Here is a 19,529-nt window from a genome sequence, read left to right as displayed (position 1 = left end):
GGTCACCACAAATGGGGTGAGAAAGGCACGTAGTCTGGAGCCCATGACCGCCAAAAAAGTACTTCTGGCCGAACCCCGCGGATACTGCGCGGGAGTCGATCGGGCGATCGAGACCGTGGAGCGAGCCCTCGAGAAGCACGGCGCGCCGGTCTACGTGCGCAAGGAGATCGTGCACAACCGGCATGTCGTCGAGACCCTGACCGAGCGCGGCGTGATCTTCGTCGAGGAGACCGACGAGGTGCCCGAGGGTGCGCTCGTCGTCTTCTCCGCCCACGGCGTCTCCCCGGCCGTGCACGCGTCGGCCGCGGCACGCAACCTTCGGACCATCGACGCCGCCTGCCCCCTGGTGACCAAGGTCCACCAGGAGGCCAAGCGGTTCGCCCGCGACGACTTCGACATCCTGCTCATCGGCCACGAGGGCCACGAGGAGGTGGAGGGCACCGCGGGTGAGGCGCCCGAACACATCCAGCTCGTCGACGGCCCGGCCGGCGTCGACGCGGTCGAGGTGCGCGACGAGTCCAAGGTGATCTGGCTCTCGCAGACCACGCTCTCGGTCGACGAGACCATGGAGACCGTGGGACGTCTGCGCGAGCGGTTCCCGCTGCTGCAGGACCCGCCCAGCGACGACATCTGCTACGCCACCCAGAACCGCCAGGTCGCGGTCAAGGCCATGGCCCCGCACTGCGATCTCGTCATCGTCGTGGGTTCGACGAACTCGTCGAACTCGGTCCGGTTGGTCGAGGTCGCCCTGCAGGCAGGCGCCCGAGCGTCGAAGCTCGTCGACTACGCCCGCGACATCGACACCGCCTGGTTCGAGGGCGCGCAGACCGTGGGCGTCACCTCCGGCGCATCGGTGCCCGAGGTCCTGGTCCGCGGCGTCGTCGACCTCCTGGCCGAGCACGGCTACGGCACCGTCGAGACGGTCACCACGGCCAACGAGACCCTCACGTTCGCGCTTCCCCGGGAGTTGCGCCCCGCCCGCACCGCCCGCTGACCCGTCGGCGATGGCCTCCACCGAGACGGCGTCGCCCGCGGCTGCGGCCGGACCGTCGTCCCGTCGGGCCATGGTGGTCGACGTCGCCTACTCCCGCCTCGAAGTGGCCGGTCGGCCAGGTCTGCGCATCGGCCCCCTCGTCGAATCGATCAACAGCCCGTACGTCGTGGTCAACGGCGTCCGCAGACCTGCTCGCGAGGCCTGGACGGCGGTGTTCGCCGACGCGTTGACCGGCGCCGATCCGCAAGCGATCACCCTCGCCCACCCGACCGCGTGGGGCACGCTGCGCACGTCGTTGCTCACCGAGGCGATCCGGACGGCCGTCGATGACCGCGTCGCACTCTCGGTCGTCCCGCGAGCCGTCGCCATCGCGCAGGCGCACATGGAGTCCTCGGCGCAGATGTGTGTCGTCGCCGAATGTCATGACGGTCGCCTCGACGTCCACCAGTTGACCCGCGACGCCGGCCACTGGTCGGTGACGGCCACGTCGGTCTTCGACGAGACGCTGGACGACGACGAGGCCGCGGATGCTCTCGAACCCCTCGTCGGTGACGCCGTGGAGGCGATCCTCGTCGACGGCGACAACCGCGATCGGGTGGCCGCCACGCTGGGACTGTTCGACGAGCACACGCCGACCGGCCGCATCGCCGCGGTCGAACGCGTCCTGCTGCACCGGCACGGCGGCACCCGGCAACCCGCGCCGCCGCTCACCTCGGCTCCCGTCGGATCCGCCGCGCCCCGGTCCCGGGCCCAGACCGTCGCGATCGTCACCGCCGCGTCGGCCGTCCTGGTCGCCGTGCTCGTCGCGGTCATCGTCGTCGCGCCCTGGCGCACCGACACCGACGACGCGCAACGGCTCGCCGACACCGCCCGGGCCGACCGGACCACCGGCGACACCCCGACTCCCGCCGGGGTCACCGCGGACGTCGGCCGGGTGTCGGTGACCGTGCCCGCGGGGTGGCGCCGCACCAGTGATCCCGCCGACGACGACGGAGCCGTCCCCTTCACCACGTTCGCGGCGCGCTCGGACGACCGCCGGATCATCCTGGTCCAGAACTCGGTGCGCTCCGACTCCACCATCGACACCGTGGCGGTCAGCCTGCGCAACCGTCTGGACCAGCGCGGGACCGACGTCGTCACCGAGTTCTCGCCGCGGACCCGCTACGGCGACCGCGACGTCATCGGCTACCGCGAGACGCCCGTCTCGGGCGGGCAGATCCGCTGGTACGTGGTCGTCGAGTCCGCGCTGCAGGTCAGTGTCGGGTGTCAGGACGGCGGTCAGGGCCAGTCGGTCGACGCCGAGTGCCTCGCGGCCGTCCGCTCGGTCGCGATCGCGCCCTGAACGCGTCCGTGGCGAGCATTTTGACTGGTCAGACCCCGACACGTACTCTGGACCGCTGGTACGCGGCACACACCGGGTCCCGGGTCCCCACTGGTCGCCGGGAGCACCCCGCCGTCGTATCTGACCAGCCCCGATCACACGGAACGGATCACACCTGTGTCCACCTATACCCCCAAGGCCGGTGACATCACGCACGCGTGGCATGTCATCGACGCCACCGACGTGGTGCTCGGCCGCCTCGCCGTGCAGGTCGCCACGCTCTTGCGCGGCAAGCACAAGGCGACCTACGCCCCCCACATGGACGGCGGCGATTTCGTCGTCATCATCAACGCCGAGAAGGTCGTCCTGACCAGCAACAAGGCGGAGCGCAAGCTCAACTACCGGCACTCGGGTCACCCGGGTGGACTCTCCTCGCGCACCACGGCCGAGTTGCTCGCAACGCAGCCCACGCGCGTGATCGAGAAGGCCGTCGTCGGCATGCTCCCCAAGACCAAGCTGGGTCGCGCCATGAGCAGCAAGCTCAAGGTCTACGCAGGCCCGGATCATCCGCACGTGGCGCAGAGCCCCGCTCCCTTCGAGATCAAGCAGGTGTCCCAGTGACCGAGCCCATCGCAACCGAGACCCCCGAGGTCGAGACCCAGTCCATCGGCGACTCCGTCGCTGACTCGTCCGTCGAGGTCGCCGCCGACGACTACGTGGTCGACGAGACCACCGGTGCGGCCACCGATGCCGGCGAGTACGTCGAGCCGGCCGCCCCCATCGTGCTCGACGGACCCATCGTGACCGTCGGCCGTCGTAAGGAAGCCGTCGTCCGCGTCCGCGTGTCGCCGGGTACCGGTGGCTTCACCCTCAACGGCCGCAGCCTCGAGGCGTACTTCCCGAACAAGGTGCACCAGCAGCTCATCAAGGCGCCGCTGGTGCTCGTCGAGCGCGCGGAGTCCTTCGACATCATCGCCAAGCTGCACGGTGGCGGCCCGTCCGGACAGGCAGGCGCACTGCGTCTCGCGATCGCCCGCGCACTCATCGAGGTGCAGCCGGACGACCGTGGCGTCCTGAAGAAGGCCGGTTACCTCACGCGTGACCCGCGTGCAGTGGAGCGCAAGAAGTACGGCCTCAAGAAGGCCCGTAAGGCCTCGCAGTACTCGAAGCGTTGATCCCGGCGCTCACGCGCGGATCCTTGCTGTAGGTCGTGGCAACGAGCAGGTGTTCAGGAACGTCTGGACACCTGCTCGTCTGCGTTCACGGTCACCTCGATGCGCCGGTGTCGCCACCGGCGCATCGCATCCTCGAAGACGAATGAGGGGGAACAACGTCGATGGGACGACTCTTCGGTACCGACGGTGTTCGCGGACTCGCGAACGTCGACCTCACCCCGGCTCTCGCGCTGGAGATCGCGCGCTCGGCCGCACGGGTGTTGGGCCCGACGGCCGGTGACGGTCGGGCCGTCGCCGTGGTGGGACGCGATCCACGCGCCTCGGGCGAGATGCTCGAAGCCGCCGTCTGCGCGGGTCTGGCCGCCTCCGGCGTCGACGCCCTCAGGGTCGGTGTGCTGCCGACCCCGGCCGTCGCGTTCCTGACCGCGCACCACGGTGCGGCGTTCGGCGTGATGATCTCGGCCTCGCACAATCCCATGCCGGACAATGGCGTCAAGCTCTTCGCCGCCGGCGGGCACAAGCTGCCCGACGACCTCGAGGCGCAGATCGAGTCGGCGATGGCCGATCCCGCGTCGGCGTGGACCGCGACCGGTCCGGTCGGATCCGACATCGGCCGGATCGCCGACGCCGTCGACCCCGAAGTGCCCTACCTGGCGCACCTGGCCCAGACCGTCCCCACCCGGCTCGACGGCGTCACCGTGGTCGTCGACTGCGCCCACGGAGCCGCGAGCGCGACGGCACCGGAGGCCTATCGGGCCGCGGGCGCGCGGGTCATCGCCATCAACGCCGCACCCGACGGCCTCAACATCAACGACCGCTGCGGGTCCACGCACCTCGACGTGGTCCGGGCGGCGGTCCTCGAACACGGGGCCGATCTCGGCCTGGCCCACGACGGTGACGCCGATCGGTGTCTCGCGGTCGATCACACCGGCGCGGTCGTCGACGGCGACGCGATCCTCGCCGTCCTCGCGCTCGCGATGAAGGACTCCGGCTCACTTGTCGCCGACACCCTCGTGGCCACGGTGATGAGCAACCTCGGTCTGCACATCGCGATGCGCTCGGCCGGGATCACGGTGCGTACCACCGGGGTCGGCGACCGCTACGTTCTCGAGGAGTTGCGCAGCGGCTCGTTCAGTCTCGGGGGAGAGCAGTCCGGCCACGTCGTCCTGCCGTCGTTCGCCACGACCGGCGACGGAATCCTCACCGGTCTCACGCTGATGGCGCGGATGGCGGCCACCGGTCGTTCGCTCGCGGAGCTGGCGTCGGTGATCACCGCGCTGCCGCAGGTTCTCATCAACGTGCCGGTGCTCGACAAGCACTCGGTGGCCATCGCCGAGTCGGTGCAGCAGGCCGTGCTCGCCGCCGAGGTCGAGCTGGGGGAGCAGGGCCGAGTCCTGTTGCGCCCGTCGGGAACCGAGCAGCTGGTGCGGGTGATGGTCGAGGCGACCACCGAGCCCCACGCGAAAGAGGTTGCCGGGCGGATCGCCGACGTCGTCGGCGCGGTCGGTCGATGAACGGCGGAGCGATGAATGCGGACCTGAACCACGACGCGGTCCTCTTCGACTTCTCCGGGACGCTGTTCCGTCTGACCGAGCGCGACGACTGGTTCGCCGAGCTGCACGATGCGGTGGGCAACCCGATCGACGGGGCGTTGCAGGCGGAGCTGATGCGACGGATGACCGCGCCCACCGGCGTCCCGGCCGAACTCGACGCCGAGTCGACCGACGCCTGGCACCGCCGCGACCTGGATCCGGGACTGCATCGAACGGCGTACCTCGCGATCCTGCGCGCGTCCGGGCTGACGGCACCCGGCCACGCGGAGTCGCTGTACGCGCGGGTCGCCGACCCGGAGTCCTGGCAGCCCTATCCCGACACGGGCGAGGTGCTCACCCTGCTGGCCGAACTGGATGTGGCGGTCGGCGTCGTCAGCAACATCGCCTTCGACCTGCGACCGGTGTTCGCCCTGCACGGCTGGGACCACCTCGTCGGAGCGTGGGCCCTGTCCCACGAGGTCGGGATCATCAAACCCGACGCGGGAATCTTCACCGCCGCACTCGACGACCTCGGTGTGGCCCCCGAGCGGGCCCTGATGGTCGGCGACAGTGTCGAGGCCGACGGCGGTGCTCGTGCGATCGGATGCGCGTTCGCGCACGTCGAGCCGCTGCCCACATACCAGCGACCCGACGGACTCCTGGGCGCGGTCGCCTCCCTCGCGATAATCTGACCCGATCAGTCGCCCGAAACGGACAATCGGGCACCGACGACCGGAACCGATCGAGTCGTGGGTGCGTCAGATGGTCCAGGGCGCGGACGACGACGCCGTGGTCAGGGGGTTCGGTGTGAGTGATGGGATTCGGATCGATCCGTCGGGGGTCGTCGCTGTCGGACATCGTCTCGACGCAGCCGTCGACGCGCTGACCCGCGCCGTCGCCGAGACCGACGCGGCGCGTTTCGGTCCCCACTCGGTCGCGGCCGATCTCCGCGAACACGGAGTCGCCTACACCGCGGGCATGCGCGATCTGAGCGCCGTCGTCGACGCGATGGCGGGATCCGTCGCGGAACTCGTCGACCACCTCGATGTGGCCGCGCGCGCCCTGCACTCGACCGACGCCGATGTCGGGACGGCGATACGCGCCGTCCGCGGGGCGCCGTGACCACCCGCGCGGCCGCGCTCGCCGGCCTGCAGTACTTCTCCGACGTGCGCGCCATCGCGGCGCAGGTCGGTGTCGCCGTACCGGGCGATGCGGCGATCGCCGCCCGATTCGCCGCGACCGACAGCATCGACCTGACCGCGCTCGCCGATGACGCCGTCATGCTCGACGACGTCATCGTCACGCTGGGCGGCGCGGTCGACTCCGCCCATGACGTCCGTCGTGGGCTCGCAACCGTCTGGCACGGTGCGGCGGCCGAAGCGGCCGACGCGGCGGTCGGTACGCATCTCCGGACGGCGAGCGATGTGGTCGACGGGGTACGCACGGTGTCGGCGACCGTCACCGCCGCGGCCACCGCTCTGGGGCGGGTGCAGGGGTCGAAGCATCGGACGCTGGCGATGCTGCAGGCCGACAACGTTGCGGGACAACCCATGTCGACCATCAGTGCCGAGGACGTCGCCGCCGACCCCGAACCGTACCGGGCCGACATCGTCGGCGCGGTCGAACTGTTCACCCGCACCATGGACGTGGTCGATGCCGCCGCCGCGGCGATCCTGGCCACCCTCACCGACTCGTTCCGGGCGCTGCCCGCACCGCACGAGATCGGACCGCGGGCGAGCCTCCGACCCGGGCAGCGTTCGGGTCCGCGACGGGACCCTCGCGCGCGCCGTCGCACCGACATCGTCGTCACCCCGACGGCGGGCGGCGGTCGCGGTCGGGGCGGGCCCGATCCGGATGTCGTCGTCGCCGCCATCTCGGCAGGCGCGACGATCGCCGGTGCCGCCATCGCGGCCGCGTCGTCGGTGGGCACCGCCGCGACCGGAGGTGTGGGGGCGGTGCTGACCCACCTCATCAACGCAGGCAGCGACCTGGGCGACGGCCCTGACGGCGACGACCGTGCGATCGTGCCGATCGTCCCCGGGCGCACCGAGCCGGAGGCCTCCGTGGGCGAGGGCTCCTCGCGCGCAACCGATCCGATCGCGCCGACCGCTGTCGTACCGGTGCCCGTGGCACCGCAACCGCTGCTCGGCGTCGAGCCGTCGTCACCGACAGTTCGAGGTTTCGAGTCGGAGACGGTGCCGGAGGTGCCCGCCGCCGTCCTGTCGCCGGACACCGACGACCGGTCACCGTCGACATATACCGCCGACCCGCCGTCACCGGGCACCGCAGAGGCGTGGGGCGTCCCGTCGGTGGGTCCGCGTCAGCGTGACCGTGAGCAGTCTCGGGGTCGTCCGGACCCCGATGACGGCGGTGGACTCGCGTTGGCGGGTGACCGATGAGGCCGGCCGATCAGATCGAGGCGACCGCCGACCGTGCGGTCGCCGACCTCACCGCGCTCCGCGCCACCCACGCGAGACGCAGACAGTCGCGCGCCGACGACGCAGTCGTCGACGAGGACGGTCAGACGACCGTCAGCGACGAAGCAGACGACTGACGGGATCGAGATCCTCGATCTCCGCGGTCGCAGGGTCGACGGTCTGCAGCTTCCCGAGCGCCGTCGAGGGGTCGCCGAAGTCGGAGTAGGTCTTGTCCGGTCCGAGATGGGCCAGCAGGAATCCCGCGAGCACCGCGCGTGAGGCCCGCTGGGTCTTCTTGTCGTCGGAACCGTCGCCGAGGCGTTTTCGGATGCTGAAACCCTCCGCGAGCCCGCGGTTGGTCGACTTGGGCACCGTCCGCAGCGACACGCCGTCACCCTGCAGCGCGTTGCGCAGTGCGAGTGCGTTCGACGTCACACCGTCGAGATCCTTGGGCGCGGCCAGGATCAGGGCGGGCACCCGAGCCCGGTGCGCGGCGGGCAGCACCGCGGGACTGGTGGGGGCGGGGAACAGGGCGGCCAACGCCTTGGCGCGCGACGAGTTGCCCGCGGCGAGCACCGCGGCCGACGCGCCGAGCCCGTGGCCGGCCAACCCGAGTCGCTCGGGGTGCACCGTGATGTCGCCGGATCCCAGGCGCACGCTGCTGATCACCTGCAACGCGGTCTCCAGGTCCGCGGCGAGCGCACGGTCGGACGCCAACGGACCGCGCTCGGTGTCGGGTACGGCCACGACGATCCCCCACGAGGCGAGGTGCTCGAGGGTGTCGATGTACTGCTTGCTGCGGGTCAACCAGCCGTGGCCGAACGCGATACCGGGCAGGTTCGTACCGGATTCGGGGGTGTAGACCACCCCGGGCAGACCGACGATGGCCATGTCACCGCGCAGGACACGATGTGGTCCACGTCGCTGTAGCTGCCCGAACAACTTCTTCACCGAGGTCACCCACACGACCCTATGGCACCAGGGGAGCAGATCGGACGGTCCTACCCCCAGTACCCTGTGACGAATGTGCGGAATCGTCGGATACGTGGGAAACCGGGATGCTCTCGAGATCGTCGTCGAGGCTCTCCGGCGGATGGAGTACCGCGGGTACGACTCGGCCGGGGTCGCCATCCTCGACGGCCACGGTCACACCGCGGTGGAGAAGAAGGCCGGCCGTCTGGAGAACCTGGACAAGCAGTTGGCGACCGTCGGGCGCAGTGAATTCGCCGGGACCAGCGGCATGGGGCACACCCGGTGGGCCACCCACGGCCGTCCCACCGACCGCAACGCCCACCCCCACACCAGCCGGGACGGCAAGTTCGCGGTGGTCCACAACGGGATCATCGAGAACTACGCCGCGTTGCGCGCGGAGGTCGAGCGCGCCGGGATCGAGTTCGGCTCCGACACCGACACCGAGACCGCGGTGCACATGCTCGACCTCGAGTACGCCTCCGGCGAGAACGCCGGTGACTTCGTGGCCAGCGCCTACGCCGTGCTGGGCCGACTCGAGGGCGCGTTCACCCTGGTGTTCACGCACTCCGACCACCCCGGCACGATCGTCGCCGCCCGCCGGTCCACCCCGCTGGTGGTCGGTGTCGGCGAGGGCGAGATGTTCGTCGGCTCGGATGTCGCCGCGTTCATCGAGCACACCCGCGAGGCGGTCGAGCTCGGCCACGACCAGGTCGTCGTCATCACCGCCGACAGCTACACGATCACCTCGTTCGACGGCACGCCGCAGGAGGGCAAGCCGTTCCACATCGACTGGGATCTCGCCGCCGCCGAGAAGGGCGGTCACGACTTCTTCATGCTCAAGGAGATCGCCGAGCAGCCGCAGGCGCTCGCCGACACCCTGGTCGGTCACTTCGAGAACGGGCGCATCGTCCTCGACGAACAGCGCATCACCGACCAGGACCTCCGCGACATCGACAAGGTGTTCGTCGTGGCCTGCGGTACGGCGTACCACGCCGGTCTGCTGGCCAAGTACGCGATCGAGCACTGGACCCGCCTGCCGGTCGAGGTCGAACTCGCCAGCGAGTTCCGCTATCGCGACCCGGTTCTCGACCGGTCCACCCTCGTCGTGGCCATCTCGCAGTCGGGGGAGACCGCCGACACCCTCGAGGCGGTGCGACACGCCAAGGAGCAGAAGGCCCGCGTCCTGGCCATCTGCAACACCAACGGTGCGCAGATCCCGCGCGAGTCCGACGCCGTGCTCTACACCCACGCCGGCCCGGAGATCGGCGTCGCGTCGACCAAGTGCTTCCTGGCGCAGATCGCGGCGGCCTACCTCGTCGGTCTGGCGCTCGCGCAGGCCCGCGGTACGAAGTACCCCGACGAGGTTGCCCGTGAGTTCGCCGAGCTGGAGGCCATGCCGGCGGCTGTCGAACAGGTGTTGGCCACCGTCGAACCGGTTCGCGCGCTGGCCCGTTCGCTGGCGACCAGCCCGACGGTGCTGTTCATCGGCAGGCACGTCGGCTACCCGGTGGCGCTCGAGGGAGCGCTCAAGCTCAAGGAGCTGGCCTACATGCACGCCGAGGGGTTCGCCGCCGGTGAGCTCAAGCACGGGCCGATCGCGCTGATCGAGGACGGTCTGCCCGTCATCATCGTGATGCCGTCGGCCAGTGGCCGGCCGCTGCTGCACTCGAAGATGGTCAGCAACATCCGCGAGATCCAGGCGCGCGGCGCACGGACCATCGTGATCGCCGAGGACGACGACGTGGCGGTCGGTGCGTTCGCCGACCACCTCATCCAGATCCCGCGTGTCCCGACGTTGCTGCAGCCGCTGGTCTCGACCGTCCCACTGCAGGTGTTCGCCGCGGCGGTCGCCCAGGCGCGCGGCTACGACGTCGACAAGCCGCGCAACCTCGCCAAGTCCGTGACGGTGGAGTAGGGCCGTGCTCGGCTACCACTCCGCCGACGAGATCCGTGCCGCCGAGGCGGCGACGGGCGACCTGCTGGCGTCCGGTGTCCTGATGCGACGGGCCGCCGCCGGTCTCGCCGGGGTGGTCGCGGCCGAACTCCGCGCTCGCCGCGGTGCGGTGTACGGATCGCGCGTCGGACTCGTCGTCGGTGCCGGCGACAACGGTGGCGACGCCCTGTTCGCCGGGGCGAACCTGCGCGCCCGCGGAGTGGCCGTCACCGCGGTGCTGCTCGCGCCCGACCGCGCGCACGCCGCCGGTCTCGCCGCCTTCCGCCGCGCCGGTGGTCGTGTCGTCGACGCTCTCGGACACGATCTCGACCTGGTCGTCGACGGGGTGGTGGGTCTCGGTGGCTCCGGCCCCCTGCGCCCCGCGGCCGCAGCAGTTTTCGAGCACGTGCGCGCGCCGGTCGTGGCCGTGGACATCCCGTCGGGCGTCGACGCCGACACCGGCGTCGTGCACGACCCGTCGGTGCACGCCGCGGTGACCGTCACCTTCGGCGCCCGACGCCGCGCGCACATCCTGGCCGCCGACCAGTGCGGTCGGGTCGAGTGCGTCGACATCGGCATCGATGTACCCGGCGCGCGGATGGTCGCCCTCGACGACCACGACGTCGCCACGAACTGGCCGGTCCCGGGACCGGCGGACGACAAGTATTCCCAGGGTGTCACCGGGATCATCGCCGGCTCCGACAGGTTCCCCGGCGCGGCAATGCTCTGCACCGGCGCCGCGGTCGCCGCCACCTCGGGCATGGTCCGCTATGTCGGCACGGCCGCCGGCGACATCCTCTCGCGCCACCCCGAGGTCGTCGCCGCACCGGACCTGGACTCCGCTGGGCGTGTGCAGGCGTGGGTCATCGGGCCCGGGGCGGGCACCGACGACGACGCCGCCGACAAGGTGCACAGCATCCTCGCGACCGATCTCCCGGTGCTGGTCGACGCCGACGGGTTGACCGTTCTCGCAGCGCATCTCGACTGGGTGCAGCAGCGCGAGGCGCCGACCCTGCTCACCCCGCACGCGGGTGAGTTCGCGCGGCTGGCCGGCGCCCCGGTGGGCTCCGACCGCGTCACCGCCGTCACCGACCTCGCCACGCGGCTCGGTGCCACGGTCCTGCTCAAGGGCCGCATCACCGTCGTGGCCGACGGGGCCGGGCCGGTGTTGGTCAACGACGCGGGCGCCTCCTGGGCGGCGACCGCGGGCGCCGGCGACGTGCTGTCGGGTCTGGCGGGTGCCCTGCTCGCCGCCGGCCTCACCGCCCGGGTGGCCGCCGCGTCGGCCGCGCGGGTCCACGCGCACGCCGCCATCCTCGCCGCGCGAGGGGACGACGACACCTCCGCGGGCGCTCCCATCGGTGCGTCGGACCTGCTCGCGGCGATCCGCCCGGCCATCCGCGAGATGCGTTCGGTCGCATGATCGTCGACGACATCGCGGAGCGTCCCGCGCTCGAGGCGACCATCGACCTCGCCGCCATCGCCCACAACGTCGAGGTCGTGGCCCGGCGGTCGGGGGCAGCCGTCATGGCCGTGGTCAAGGCCGACGGATACGGCCACGGCGCGACGCCGGTGGCACGCGCGGCGCTCGCGGCCGGCGCGACCGACCTCGGGGTCGCGACCGTCGCCGAGGCACTCGCGCTGCGCGCGGACGGCATCACCGCGCCGCTCGTGGCCTGGCTGCACACCCCGACCACCGATTTCGCCCCGGCGGTCGACGCCGGGATCGAACTGGCGGTCTCGTCGACCCGCCAACTCGACCGGGTCATCACCGCGGCGGCGCACGTCGGTGAAACCGCGGTCCTCAGCGTCAAGATCGACACCGGCCTGGCCCGCAACGGGGTCGGCCCGCAGGAGTGGCCCGACCTCCGTGACGCTCTTGCCAAGGCTGTAGCCGATGAGTCGATCGTGCTGCGGGCGGCGATGTGTCACCTCGCCCGCGGTGACGAACCGGAGCACCCGCTCAACGACGTCCAGGCCGCCCGCCTCGACGAATGTGTCCGGGAACTCGACCGTCTCGGTGTCGCACCACAGGTCGTGCACATCTCCAATTCGGCTGCGGCGCTGGCCCGGCCGGATCTGTCGCGGGATCTGGTGCGGGCGGGCATCGCCGTCTATGGCACCTCGCCACTGCCGGAGGGCTACGGGCTGATCCCGGCGATGACGCTCTCGGCGGAGGTCTCGATGGTCAAGAAGGTCTCGGCCGGGCAGGGGGTGTCGTACGGACACACCTGGACCGCACCGCACGACACGACCCTCGCGCTGCTGCCCGCCGGGTACGCCGACGGTGTGCCGCGACTGTTGTCCAACCGTCTCCGGGTACAGATCAACGGTCGCTCGTACCCCGGTGTCGGACGGATCTGCATGGATCAGATGGTGATCGATCTCGGCACCGACAGCGATGTGACGGAGGGGGATCGGGCCGTGCTCTTCGGATCCGGTGCCGACGGGGGCACCACCGCCAAGGAGTGGGCCGCCACCATCGGCACGATCGACTACGAGATCGTCTCCGGCATCCGTGGACGGGCGCAGCGTCGACACGTGACCTCGGCGGTGTCCGGCGTTCCGGAGGTGCGCAGATGAGCGCCGACCGACCGCAGCGACTCGGGATCCTCGCGGGCGCCGCGGGATTCGCCGCTCTGGGGGCGGTCGCGATCGGCGGGGTCGCCCGCAACGTGACCCGCCGAGCCGACGCGCGCGTCGACCCGAACTCGATCGAGGACTTCCGTGCGATCTACGCCGACCGCGCGAGCTTCGCGACGGCCGACGACGGTGTCCCGCTGGCCATCCGCGAGGTCGGACCGGCCGACGCCGCGGTGACCGTGCTGTTCTCGCACGGTTTCAGCCTGCGCATGTCGAGCTGGCACTTCCAGCGTCAGCAGTTGGCCGCGGTGTGGGGCGACAACGTGCGGCTGGTGTTCATGGACCACCGCGGCCACGGCCGATCGGGGGCGGCGCCCGCGCACACCGCCACCATCACCCAACTCGGCGCCGACATCGACGCCGTGATCCGATCGGTAATCCCCGACGGCCCGGTCGTGCTCGTCGGCCACTCGATGGGAGCGATGGCCGTCATGGGTCTCGCGACCCGCGCACCGGAACTGTTCGGCGACAAGATCATCGGCGTGGGGCTGATCGCCACTGCGGCGCGGGGGATCACCGAGGCGGGCCTCGGTCGGGGTCTGCAGAACCCGCTCGTCGACGCGTTCCGTCTCTCGGTGCGGCGGGTCCCGCGGGCGGTCCGCGCCGGCCGCGGCGTCACCCGTGCCGTCATGACGCCGGTGCTGACCGCCGCGAGCTTCGGGTCGACCTTCCATTCGCCGGCACTGAGCCAGTTCGTCGCGGCGATGATCCAGAACACCCCCATCGACACCGTCGTGGACTTCCTCCGGTCGCTGGAGAGTCACGACGAGAGCGCCGCCCTCGCCGTGCTGTCGCGCATCCCGACGCTGGTCGCGTGCGGCTACGAGGACAAGGTCACCCCACTGCCCAACTCGGTCGAACTGCACGGTGCGCTGGCCGACTGCGAACTCGTCGGCGTGCCCGACTGCGGTCACCTCGTGCTGCTGGAACGACCCGAGGTGATCACCGAGGCCATCGAGCGGTTGGTCCAGCGGAGCGTCCGGTGAGCGAGGACGCCCACCCCGCGGAACCGTCGAACCGACGGACCCTGACGACTGTCGAGGACACCGAGGCGTTCGGCGCCGAACTCGCCGCCGATCTGCGCGCCGGTGACCTGGTCATCACCGATGGGCCGCTGGGGGCGGGCAAGACCGCCCTCGCCCGCGGGATCGGCGCCGGTCTCGGGGTCGCCGGACGCGTCACCTCGCCGACGTTCATCATCGCCCGCGCACACGCCCCCGGACATGTCGGCGGCGTCGGGATGGTCCACGTCGACGCCTACCGACTGGGCTCGACCGGCGGCGACGTCCTCGCCGATCTCGACGGGCTCGACCTGGACACCGAGATCACCGACAACGTCGTGGTCGTCGAGTGGGGCGCGGGGGTGGCCGAGCGTCTCTCCGACCGTCACCTGCTGGTGCGGCTACGGCGCGAACCGGACTCCGACGTCCGCACGGCCACCTGGGGCTGGGTCCGGTCTCCCGACGGTTCCGCATAGGCTGGATCACCGTGCTCGTTCTGGCCGTCGACACCTCCACACCCACGGTGACCACCGGGGTCGGGGAGGTGACCCCGGACCGCGCGGTCGTGCTGCGCGCCGAGCGTCGGGTAGACACTCCGCGCGGGCACGCCGAGATCCTCACGACGCTGATACTGGAGTGCCTCACCGAGGCCGGGGTCGCGCGATCCGATCTCGACGCGGTCGTTGTCGGTGCCGGCCCCGGACCGTTCACCGGCCTCCGCGTCGGCATGGCGACCGCCGCGGCGTTCGCCGACGCCCTCGCGATCCCGCTGCAGGGGGTGTGCTCGCTCGACGCGATCCGATCCGACGCCGGCGCGGGACGTGTTCTCGTCGTCACCGATGCCCGCCGCCGTGAGGTGTACTGGGCGCTCTACGGTCCGGACGGGCGTATGGCGGGCCCAGCTGTCGACACCCCCGCCGACCTGATCGGGCGGTTGCGCGGTGAGACGGTCGACCTCATCGTCGGATCGACCTCGCACACAGCGCTGTTCGGCGAACCGACCGACGATTCGATCAGCGCACCGACCACCACGGGACTCGTCGCCGCGGCACGCGACGCCCTGGAGTCCGGTGCGGCCCCCGAACCCGTCGTCCCGCTGTACCTCCGCCGCCCGGACGCCGTCGAGTTGAAGGACCGGAAACGATGATCGGACCACTGCGCGCGACCGACGCGCCCCGCTGCGCCCAACTCGAGGCCGCCATCTTCGCCGGTGACTCGCCGTGGCCGGTCGAGGCGTTCACCGCCGAACTCGCGTCACCGCACAACCGATACTTCGCCGTCCGTGGGGACGACGACGTACTCATCGGATACGCGGGCGTCTCGATCCTGGGTCGGACCGGGGACCACGAGTGCGAGATCCACACCATCGCCGTCGATCCCGCCCACCGCGGCGGTGGGCACGGCCGGGCCCTGATGGCCGAGATGCTCGCGGTTGCCGACGAGGTGGACGCCGAGGTGTTCCTCGAGGTCCGCACCGACAACGACCGCGCCATCGAACTCTACGAGCACAACGGCTTCGTCCGGGTCGGTCTACGCAAGGGCTACTACCAGCCCAGCGGCGCCGATGCGTACACGATGCGGCGTCCGCGCGGAGGGGCGTCGTAGATGATCGTCATGGGTATCGAGAGTTCCTGCGACGAGACCGGTGTCGGGATCGTCGAATGGAACGACGACGCGACGACCACCCTGTTGGCCGACGAGGTCGCATCCAGCGTCGACGAGCACGCGCGCTACGGCGGCGTGGTGCCCGAGGTGGCATCGCGTGCCCACCTCGAGGCGATCATGCCGACGATGCGGCGGGCACGGTTAGCGGCGGGTGTCGACCGACCGGACGCGATCGCGGTGACGATCGGTCCCGGCCTCGCCGGGGCACTGCTCGTCGGTGTCGCGGCGGCGAAAGCCTATGCCGCGGCCTGGGATGTGCCGTTGTACGCGGTCAACCACCTGGGGGGACACGTGGCGGTCGACACCCTCGAACACGGACCGATGCCTGCGTGCATCGCGCTGCTCGTCTCCGGCGGGCACACCCACCTGTTGCGAGTGGACGATCTAGGGGCGCCCATCATCGAACTGGGGACGACGGTCGACGACGCGGCAGGGGAGGCCTTCGACAAGGTCGCCCGGCTGCTCGGACTCGGCTACCCCGGCGGACCGGCCCTCGACGCCGTTGCCGCGCAGGGCGATCCGGCCGCGATCCCGTTCCCCCGCGGCATGACCGGACCCCGTGACGCACGCTATGACTTCTCCTTCAGCGGCGTGAAGACCGCGGTTGCCCGCTTCGTCGAGAAGTGTGAGCGCGCGGGTGACGCCGTGCCGATCGCCGATGTCGCCGCGTCGTTCCAGGAGGCGGTGGCCGACGTGTTGACGCGCAAGGCGATGCGGGCGTGCGAGGACACCGGCGTGGACACCCTCGTGCTGGGCGGCGGTGCGACCGCGAACTCGCGGATCCGATCGCTCACCGCGGCGCGGTGCGCGGACGCCGGTGTGACGCTTCGTATCCCGAAGCCGCGCCTGTGTACCGACAACGGTGTGATGATCGCGACGCTGGGAGCCCACGTCATCGCCGGGGGAGCGCCGCCGTCGGCCCTGACCGTGGCTACCGACCCGGGGATGTCGGTGCAGATCAGCGCCTACTGAGTCGTCTCGGTTCGATTCCCCACTTCGCGTGGTGGGCCCTCGTTCCTCCGTGGTGGGCCGTCGCTGACGCGAGTTGGGCCGACGTCGCAGTGCGTTGGGCCGTTGTGTGCGCCGGTTGGGTGCGGGTCAACCTGTCGGCGTCGGAACGGCCCACCACAGGCGCACCGCGGCCCAACACGCGGCAACAAGGGCCCAACAGCGGGGAGTGACCGCCCAACACGCGGTGACAAGGGCCCACACGCGTGAACGGGGGCCCGACAGCGGGCAACAAAGGCCCAACAGCGGGGGACGAGGGCCCAACGGGCGAGGGGTCAGGAGTCCGTGCGGACCGAGCGCATGACATCGACGAAGTCGTCGGCACCGCAGAGTGACGACCCGTCGGTGTCGACCGCCTGACTGCGCAGGATCGACCGCTGGGTGGGGCGCGCCGACTCGTACCGGGCGCATCCGGAGTCGGTCAGTTCGGCGAACACCGAGCGACGGTCGTTCTCGCACATGGATCGTCGGGCCAGTCCGCATTTGTCCAGTCCGGCGACCAGACGGGACAGCGCGCTCTGACTCAGATGTACCTGCGCGGCGAGTTCGCTCATCCGCAGCTTGTTCTCCGGCGCCGAGGCGAGGAGCTCGAGGACCTCGAACTCGCTGCCGCTGATCTGGTGCCCGGCCTCGAGTGCGCGGTCGATCTCGCAGTGCAGGCGGTGATAGCGAACGGTCAGTTGATGCCACGCGGCGGCGAGGGCGTCCTCGTCGCACGGACCGGCAGCCGGGGCGGGTGTCGCCGACGCATGCTCACCGATGGACATGCCCCGCAGACTATCACATGTCAACTCATTTATTGCACTGACATTATTTGTAGACACATTGAATGCATGTGCATATAGTCCTCCGCATGACTCTGGAACTCAGTGATTCATCAGGAAACGAGACCGACGTGCGCACCGCGTCGTCGGTGGATGGGGGTGGGGCGGTTTCCTCGGTCGTCACGACGGCGCGGGGATGGTCCACGGCGACGTGGGTCCTGCTGGTGGTGTTGGCCGGGGCGCTGTTCCTCGACGGGCTCGACGTCTCGATGGTGGGGGTCGCCCTGCCGTCCATGGGCGCCGACCTCGGTATGGACCAGTCGCAACTGCAGTGGATCGTCAGCGGCTACGTGCTCGGATACGGCGGCTTCCTGCTGCTGGGCGGACGCGCCAGTGACCTGTTCGGCAGGCGGACGGTGTTCCTGGCCGCGCTCGCGGTCTTCGGCGTCGCGTCGGTGATCAGTGCGCTCGTCGAGGTCAACTCGGCCATCGTCGCGCTGCGCTTCATCAAGGGTGTGGCCGCGGCATTCACCGTGCCCGCGGGCCTGTCGATCATCACGACGACGTTCGCCGAGGGGCCGGCGCGCAACAAGGCGCTGAGCATCTACACGGTGTGCGGTGCGAGCGGCTTCTCGCTGGGCCTCGTCTTCGGTGGGTTGCTCACCGAGGTCGGCTGGCAGGCCACCCTGCTGTTCCCGGGCCCGGTCGCGGTCTTGTTGCTCATCGCGGGCATCAAGGTCATCCCGTCGGTCCCGCGCCCCGCGGTCAACTGGGGACACCTCGACGTGGGCGGTGCTCTCACCAGTACCGGCGCGCTGCTGATCGTGGTCTACGCCGTGGTCCGCGCACCCGACGTCGGCTGGGCCGCTCCGTCGACCGTCGGACTGTTCGTGGCGTCGGCCGCGCTGCTCGTCGCGTTCCTCACCATCGAGGCCCGACACCGCAACCCGCTGCTGCGCCTGGGGATCCTGCGCTCGCTGACCCTGGTGCACGCGAACATCTCCGCGGCGGTCATGTTCGGCAGCTACGTCTCGTTCCAGTTCCTCGTGACGCTGTACCTGCAGGACTCGCTCGGCTGGTCGCCCATCGCGATGTCCCTCGGGTTCCTCCCGGCCGGCCTGCTCGTCGTCGCGAGTGCGTTCGGCATGGACCGCGTGCTCGACCGCGTCGGCACCCCGATCCTGATCGCGATCGGGCTGACCGCCTTTGTCGCCGGCTACCTGCTGTTCCTCCGGGCGCAGCCGGGCATGGGGTACGCGAACTTCCTGCTCCCGACGATCCTGCTGTTGGGACTGGGCTTCGCGCTCTGCTTCCCGGCGGTGAACTCGCAGGCCACCGCCGGTGTCTCCGACGCCGAACAGGGCCTGGCGTCCGGTCTGGTCAACACCAGCATCCAGATCGGCGGGGCGATCATGATCGCCGTGGTCACCGCGATCACCGCCAGTTCGGGTGGGACGCAGGTGCCCGGGGAGATGATCGGCGGCATGCCGACCGCGATCACGGTCATCTCCGTGCTCTCGATGCTCGGCGTGGCCGGGAGCCTGGCCGTGATCATCCGCCGCCGGCGTCCGAGCACGACGCCGGCCGCGGTCTGAGGATCATGTGGAGGCTGGCACTCAGGGGTACTTGAGTGCTGGCACTCGCATGTATAGAGTGCCAGGTGGCACCGAGTGCGGTTACGGCTCCCGCGACGACGCAACCGAGCTAGGCGCCATAAGCATTGCATCGACTCCAAAGAGGTCGGACGCACCGTCCGGCCCAGAACCCCGAAAGTGGAGGGCTCACATCGTGGCGAGCGTGAACATCAAGCCGCTCGAGGACAAGATCCTCGTCCAGGCCAATGAGGCTGAGACGACGACCGCCTCCGGCCTGGTCATCCCTGACACGGCGAAGGAGAAGCCCCAGGAGGGCACCGTCATCGCCGTGGGCGAGGGACGTGTCACCGAGCAGGGCAACCGGGTCCCGGTCGACGTCAAAGAAGGCGACACCGTCATCTACAGCAAGTACGGCGGCACCGAGATCAAGTACTCCGGCGAGGAGTACCTGATCCTGTCCGCACGCGACGTGCTGGCAGTCATCTCGAAGTAGTCCTCATCCGCAGGCT

General features: G+C 70.5%; 21 protein-coding genes. 19 read left to right on the top strand and 2 right to left on the bottom strand.

Annotated elements, in window-relative coordinates; all coding sequences use genetic code 11:
* Nucleotides 1-43: 43 nt before the first annotated feature.
* The 9 genes from LX13_RS01115 (at nucleotide 44) to LX13_RS01075 (ending at nucleotide 7,576) form a co-directional block, all read left to right on the top strand.
* Complete coding sequence (locus LX13_RS01115) at nucleotides 44-994, top strand: 4-hydroxy-3-methylbut-2-enyl diphosphate reductase (protein ID WP_253659479.1); 951 nt, start codon at nucleotides 44-46, stop codon at nucleotides 992-994.
* Nucleotides 995-1,004: 10 nt separating this feature from the next.
* On the top strand, nucleotides 1,005-2,336 hold the full coding sequence (locus tag LX13_RS01110; protein ID WP_253659478.1) for a type VII secretion-associated protein: 1,332 nt from the start codon (nucleotides 1,005-1,007) through the stop codon (nucleotides 2,334-2,336).
* Nucleotides 2,337-2,492: 156 nt separating this feature from the next.
* Nucleotides 2,493-2,936: a 50S ribosomal protein L13 gene (gene rplM / locus LX13_RS01105; RefSeq protein ID WP_188490799.1), complete on the top strand. Its 444-nt coding sequence runs from the start codon at nucleotides 2,493-2,495 to the stop codon at nucleotides 2,934-2,936.
* A gap of 44 nt (nucleotides 2,937-2,980) precedes the next feature.
* Entirely contained in the window at nucleotides 2,981-3,490 is a 510-nt protein-coding gene (gene rpsI, locus LX13_RS01100) for a 30S ribosomal protein S9 (protein ID WP_372499848.1), read from the top strand.
* 161 nt (nucleotides 3,491-3,651) lie between these two features.
* Nucleotides 3,652-5,004: a phosphoglucosamine mutase gene (glmM, locus tag LX13_RS01095; protein WP_253659477.1), complete on the top strand. Its 1,353-nt coding sequence runs from the start codon at nucleotides 3,652-3,654 to the stop codon at nucleotides 5,002-5,004.
* A gap of 11 nt (nucleotides 5,005-5,015) precedes the next feature.
* Nucleotides 5,016-5,714: an HAD family hydrolase gene (locus LX13_RS01090; RefSeq protein ID WP_253659476.1), complete on the top strand. Its 699-nt coding sequence runs from the start codon at nucleotides 5,016-5,018 to the stop codon at nucleotides 5,712-5,714.
* A gap of 115 nt (nucleotides 5,715-5,829) precedes the next feature.
* Nucleotides 5,830-6,144 carry a hypothetical protein gene (locus LX13_RS01085; RefSeq protein ID WP_253659475.1) on the top strand — a complete coding sequence of 105 codons (315 nt, stop codon included), beginning with the start codon at nucleotides 5,830-5,832 and terminating at the stop codon, nucleotides 6,142-6,144.
* Nucleotides 6,141-7,421 carry a hypothetical protein gene (locus LX13_RS01080; protein ID WP_253659474.1) on the top strand — a complete coding sequence of 427 codons (1,281 nt, stop codon included), beginning with the start codon at nucleotides 6,141-6,143 and terminating at the stop codon, nucleotides 7,419-7,421. Before LX13_RS01085 ends, LX13_RS01080 begins: the two co-directional genes overlap by 4 nt.
* A complete protein-coding gene (locus LX13_RS01075; protein ID WP_253659473.1) occupies nucleotides 7,418-7,576 on the top strand; it encodes a hypothetical protein in 159 nt (52 codons plus the stop codon). Before LX13_RS01080 ends, LX13_RS01075 begins: the two co-directional genes overlap by 4 nt.
* On the opposite strand, the gene LX13_RS01070 is transcribed toward LX13_RS01075, so the two are convergent.
* Nucleotides 7,554-8,399 (bottom strand): dienelactone hydrolase family protein, encoded by an 846-nt coding sequence (locus tag LX13_RS01070; RefSeq protein WP_253659472.1) that lies wholly within the window; start codon nucleotides 8,397-8,399, stop codon nucleotides 7,554-7,556. The genes LX13_RS01075 and LX13_RS01070 overlap by 23 nt on opposite strands.
* Before the next feature lie 64 nt (nucleotides 8,400-8,463).
* Between LX13_RS01070 and glmS the strand changes: the two genes are divergently transcribed.
* Genes glmS through tsaD form a run of 8 tightly spaced genes read left to right on the top strand, consistent with a single transcriptional unit; the run spans nucleotide 8,464 to nucleotide 16,625 of the window.
* Nucleotides 8,464-10,326, top strand: coding sequence for a glutamine--fructose-6-phosphate transaminase (isomerizing) (gene glmS / locus LX13_RS01065; protein WP_253659471.1), 1,863 nt, complete (start codon nucleotides 8,464-8,466; stop codon nucleotides 10,324-10,326).
* A 4-nt stretch (nucleotides 10,327-10,330) separates the two neighbouring features.
* Nucleotides 10,331-11,767 (top strand): NAD(P)H-hydrate dehydratase, encoded by a 1,437-nt coding sequence (locus LX13_RS01060; protein ID WP_253659470.1) that lies wholly within the window; start codon nucleotides 10,331-10,333, stop codon nucleotides 11,765-11,767.
* On the top strand, nucleotides 11,764-12,927 hold the full coding sequence (gene alr, locus LX13_RS01055) for an alanine racemase (RefSeq protein WP_253659469.1): 1,164 nt from the start codon (nucleotides 11,764-11,766) through the stop codon (nucleotides 12,925-12,927). The genes LX13_RS01060 and alr overlap by 4 nt, the downstream gene beginning before the upstream one ends.
* Entirely contained in the window at nucleotides 12,924-13,973 is a 1,050-nt protein-coding gene (locus LX13_RS01050) for an alpha/beta fold hydrolase (RefSeq protein ID WP_253659468.1), read from the top strand. The genes alr and LX13_RS01050 overlap by 4 nt, the downstream gene beginning before the upstream one ends.
* The gene (gene tsaE, locus LX13_RS01045; RefSeq protein ID WP_253659467.1) at nucleotides 13,970-14,464 is read left to right on the top strand and encodes a tRNA (adenosine(37)-N6)-threonylcarbamoyltransferase complex ATPase subunit type 1 TsaE; all 495 of its coding nucleotides are present in this window, start codon (nucleotides 13,970-13,972) and stop codon (nucleotides 14,462-14,464) included. Before LX13_RS01050 ends, tsaE begins: the two co-directional genes overlap by 4 nt.
* 11 nt (nucleotides 14,465-14,475) lie before the next feature.
* The gene (gene tsaB / locus LX13_RS01040) at nucleotides 14,476-15,135 is read left to right on the top strand and encodes a tRNA (adenosine(37)-N6)-threonylcarbamoyltransferase complex dimerization subunit type 1 TsaB (RefSeq protein ID WP_253659466.1); all 660 of its coding nucleotides are present in this window, start codon (nucleotides 14,476-14,478) and stop codon (nucleotides 15,133-15,135) included.
* A complete protein-coding gene (gene rimI, locus LX13_RS01035) occupies nucleotides 15,132-15,593 on the top strand; it encodes a ribosomal protein S18-alanine N-acetyltransferase (RefSeq protein ID WP_253659465.1) in 462 nt (153 codons plus the stop codon). Before tsaB ends, rimI begins: the two co-directional genes overlap by 4 nt.
* Nucleotides 15,594-16,625 (top strand): tRNA (adenosine(37)-N6)-threonylcarbamoyltransferase complex transferase subunit TsaD, encoded by a 1,032-nt coding sequence (gene tsaD, locus LX13_RS01030; RefSeq protein WP_253659464.1) that lies wholly within the window; start codon nucleotides 15,594-15,596, stop codon nucleotides 16,623-16,625.
* Between the two features lie 311 nt (nucleotides 16,626-16,936).
* On the opposite strand, the gene LX13_RS01025 is transcribed toward tsaD, so the two are convergent.
* Nucleotides 16,937-17,428 (bottom strand): MarR family winged helix-turn-helix transcriptional regulator, encoded by a 492-nt coding sequence (locus LX13_RS01025; protein WP_253659463.1) that lies wholly within the window; start codon nucleotides 17,426-17,428, stop codon nucleotides 16,937-16,939.
* Between the two features lie 86 nt (nucleotides 17,429-17,514).
* Here LX13_RS01025 and LX13_RS01020 point away from each other — a divergent pair, with 86 nt between their 5' ends.
* Nucleotides 17,515-19,020 carry an MFS transporter gene (locus LX13_RS01020; protein ID WP_253659462.1) on the top strand — a complete coding sequence of 502 codons (1,506 nt, stop codon included), beginning with the start codon at nucleotides 17,515-17,517 and terminating at the stop codon, nucleotides 19,018-19,020.
* Between the two features lie 193 nt (nucleotides 19,021-19,213).
* Nucleotides 19,214-19,513, top strand: a complete 300-nt coding sequence (groES, locus tag LX13_RS01015; RefSeq protein ID WP_045822080.1) for a co-chaperone GroES — start codon at nucleotides 19,214-19,216, stop codon at nucleotides 19,511-19,513.
* Nucleotides 19,514-19,529: the final 16 nt, after the last annotated feature.

The organism is Williamsia maris (assembly GCF_024171815.1).
GTDB classification, from domain to species: Bacteria; Actinomycetota; Actinomycetes; order Mycobacteriales; family Mycobacteriaceae; genus Williamsia_A; species Williamsia_A maris.
Note: the sequence above shows the minus strand (reverse complement) of the source record. Positions and strands in the feature narration are given on the sequence as shown.